The 1,083-nt window shown below is 52.7% G+C and carries 11 tRNA genes; all 11 read right to left on the bottom strand.

Features of this window, described 5'->3' with window-relative positions:
- Positions 1–15 precede the first annotated feature (15 nt).
- Positions 16–91: transfer RNA gene (locus ACIQLB_RS24600), tRNA-Asp, on the bottom strand.
- Between the two features lie 3 nt (positions 92–94).
- A tRNA-Met gene (locus tag ACIQLB_RS24595) sits at positions 95–169 on the bottom strand.
- A 49-nt stretch (positions 170–218) separates the two neighbouring features.
- A tRNA-Ser gene (locus ACIQLB_RS24590) sits at positions 219–311 on the bottom strand.
- 15 nt (positions 312–326) lie between these two features.
- Positions 327–403: transfer RNA gene (locus tag ACIQLB_RS24585), tRNA-Ile, on the bottom strand.
- 7 nt (positions 404–410) lie between these two features.
- Positions 411–484: transfer RNA gene (locus tag ACIQLB_RS24580), tRNA-Met, on the bottom strand.
- 26 nt (positions 485–510) lie between these two features.
- A tRNA-Ala gene (locus tag ACIQLB_RS24575) sits at positions 511–586 on the bottom strand.
- Positions 587–592: 6 nt separating this feature from the next.
- Positions 593–669, bottom strand: a tRNA-Pro gene (locus tag ACIQLB_RS24570).
- Between the two features lie 13 nt (positions 670–682).
- A tRNA-Arg gene (locus ACIQLB_RS24565) sits at positions 683–759 on the bottom strand.
- A 19-nt stretch (positions 760–778) separates the two neighbouring features.
- Positions 779–867 (bottom strand) — tRNA-Leu (locus ACIQLB_RS24560).
- 5 nt (positions 868–872) lie between these two features.
- Positions 873–947, bottom strand: a tRNA-Gly gene (locus ACIQLB_RS24555).
- 47 nt (positions 948–994) lie between these two features.
- Positions 995–1,079 (bottom strand) — tRNA-Leu (locus tag ACIQLB_RS24550).
- Between the last annotated feature and the right edge of the window lie 4 nt (positions 1,080–1,083).

Genomic DNA, 1,083 nt, shown 5'->3' with positions numbered 1-1,083 from the left:
ATATTTTTAAAAAAATGGCGGTCCCGACCGGGATCGAACCGGCGATCTCCTGCGTGACAGGCAGGCATGTTAACCGCTACACCACGGGACCATTTGGTTGCGGGGGCCGGATTTGAACCAACGACCTTCGGGTTATGAGCCCGACGAGCTACCACTGCTCCACCCCGCGTTAATAATATATTCTTTTCGAGTTTTTCAAGCACCATTTAAATATAAACTGGAGGAGGTAGAGGGATTCGAACCCCCGCGCGGTGTTACCCGCCTGTCGGTTTTCAAGACCGATCCCTTCAGCCAGACTTGGGTATACCTCCGTAATATTATATAAATGGTGGACCTTGCAGGACTCGAACCTGCGACCGGACGGTTATGAGCCGTCTGCTCTAACCAACTGAGCTAAAGGTCCTTTAAGATGGCGGCAGAGGGGATCGAACCCCCGACCTTACGGGTATGAACCGTACGCTCTAGCCAGCTGAGCTACGCCGCCAGGATCTTTATACTGGTTATCTTTTATGGTGGAGCCTAGCGGGATCGAACCGCTGACCTCCTGCGTGCAAGGCAGGCGCTCTCCCAGCTGAGCTAAGGCCCCATAAAATGGTCGGAATGACAGGATTCGAACCTACGACCCCTTGGTCCCAAACCAAGTGCTCTACCAAGCTGAGCTACATTCCGATAAATATTAATTTGGCGCGCCCGGCAGGAGTCGAACCCACAACCTTCTGATCCGTAGTCAGACGCTCTATCCAATTGAGCTACGGGCGCTAATTATTGAAATAAAAAATGGTGCCGAGGGCCGGAATCGAACCGGCACGGTAGTCACCTACCGCAGGATTTTAAGTCCTGTGCGTCTGCCAGTTCCGCCACCCCGGCACATTTGGAGCGGAAGACGAGGTTCGAACTCGCGACCCCCACCTTGGCAAGGTGGTGTTCTACCACTGAACTACTTCCGCATGTGCATAAGATTTATTTATCCTGGCAATTATGAAATTCTAAAAAATGGTGCGGGTGAAGGGAGTCGAACCCCCACGCCTTGCGGCGCTAGATCCTAAGTCTAGTGCGTCTGCCAATTCCGCCACACCCGCATAT

This window comes from Lysinibacillus sp. NPDC092081, from assembly GCF_044755845.1.
Lineage (GTDB): Bacteria > Bacillota > Bacilli > Bacillales_A > Planococcaceae > Lysinibacillus.
Note: the sequence above shows the minus strand (reverse complement) of the source record. Positions and strands in the feature narration are given on the sequence as shown.